The following is a 1,820-nucleotide window of genomic DNA, read 5'->3' as shown; positions in this document are numbered from 1 at the left end:
GAGGCTGGGACAAAAGTCCCAGCTCACGCAAAAAAGCTTCGGAAATTAATTTTTTCCGAGGCTTTTTTGCATTTTATGTAGCACAGAGAATTCAACTCTGCTATTCTTAAATCGATGAAAACCCAAGGATAGGAGTGAATCTCTATGTACAGACATTATAACAATAACCAGACCAGTTTAACATTGCCATTAGAAATTTCAATTTCAGAAACGCACATTGTCCGCGCCATCAGTGCTTTTGTGGACACGATTCCATATAAATTAGTTTATGGAGAAGAGTCAGCCTTTGGCCGACCACAATATTCACCGTTGATGATGCTCAAAATGATGTTATTTGCTTACTCACGGAAAGTGTTTTCGGGACGGAAAATTCAACAAATGGCCGAGGAAAACATTCCGATGAAATGGTTAATCGGTGACCCTGACGTGGTGCCCAGTTACCGGACAATCAATCGTTTCCGGACTGATCCACAAACCACCAAGCTAATTGCCCTCATGTATCTGCAGTTCCGTCAATCATTGATTGATAACAATCTGTTAAGTGATGAGGCAATTTTCATTGATGGCACTAAAATCCTCGCCGATGCCAACAAGTATTCATTTGTCTGGCGAAGAAGCACGGAAAAATTTGAAAGTAAGTTGGACCAAAAAACACGAAACTTGTTTAAAGACCTGATTCAAAACAAAGTCAATCTAGCAGTGGAAAGCGAAATGGATCCGACGGATCTTCAGACGCTGGAAGCTGAAGTAGACGCATTGGACACAGAGATTGACGAATTAGATCAGCAAATCAAAACCGAAAAAGTGATTCCCGGTGGTTCACCACGTAAGCAACGCCGGCGTAAGCTAAAACATCTTCGGCATCTAGTAAGAGATGAATACTTACCTCGCAAACAAAAGTATCGCCAATATCATGAGTGGTTTGGTGATCGGAACAGTTTCTCTAAAACGGATCATGACGCCACTTTTATGCGGATGAAAGAAGATCCGATGCAAAACGGCCAGTTGAAGCCGGGGTACAATCTGCAAATTGCCACCCAATCACAATTTGTTCTCTATTACCAAGTTAATCAACGTCCTACGGACCAACGTACTTTAATTCCATTTTTAAAAGCGATGAACTTCGCACAAACCCCAGTCAACTATATCGTTGCCGATGCGGGCTACGGCAGTGAGCCAAACTATCAATTTGTTAAAGAGAAATCGGGTAAGATCCCCTTGATTCCTTACACCATGTATCTGAAAGAACAATCGAAGAAATATCGCAGCGATCTTAGCAAAGTGATGAACTGGGAATATCATGCCGAAGAAGATTACTACGTGGATAATCACCACATCCGCTTTTCATATCACGGCATGAGCCATCGAACTGATAAAAATGGGTTTACCCGCGACTTTAAAGTTTATCGGGCCGACGATTACGATGACCCCGAAGGGTATTATTGGTCGACCACCCGTATGGGTAACCAACGAAGAATTAACATCAATCCCCATTGGGAATCGCAAAAAGCATACGTTCGTGAACAGCTTTCAAGCCCAGAGGGCAAGGCCATTTTCGCTAAGCGAAAACTTGAGGATGAGCCAGCCTTTGGTAACCTGAAGGCTAATTTGCGTTTCCGTCGATTATCGGTACGTGGATTAAGACAAGTAAATAATGAATTAGGAATTATCTTGATGGCAGCAAATATGAATAAATTGGCCAAAATGATTGCCAATTTAAGTCATATTTTTGGTTGGATAGAAAAACCGAGCCGCATCTTCCAAAAGAAATGGAAAATGCGGCTCAGTTTATTTATGGGCGGGACTTATGTCCCAGCCTC

At 42.1% G+C, this 1,820-nt stretch carries 1 protein-coding gene; it reads left to right on the top strand.

The window, feature by feature from the left end; all coding sequences use genetic code 11:
• Window positions 1-144: 144 nt before the first annotated feature.
• On the top strand, window positions 145-1,820 hold a 1,676-nt coding region (locus tag FD47_RS14375; protein WP_056980832.1), incomplete at its 3' end, for an IS1182 family transposase.

Origin of the sequence: Lentilactobacillus parafarraginis DSM 18390 = JCM 14109, assembly GCF_001435895.1 — a bacterium.
GTDB classification, from domain to species: Bacteria; Bacillota; Bacilli; order Lactobacillales; family Lactobacillaceae; genus Lentilactobacillus; species Lentilactobacillus parafarraginis.
This window is presented reverse-complemented; position numbering and strand designations above follow the sequence as displayed.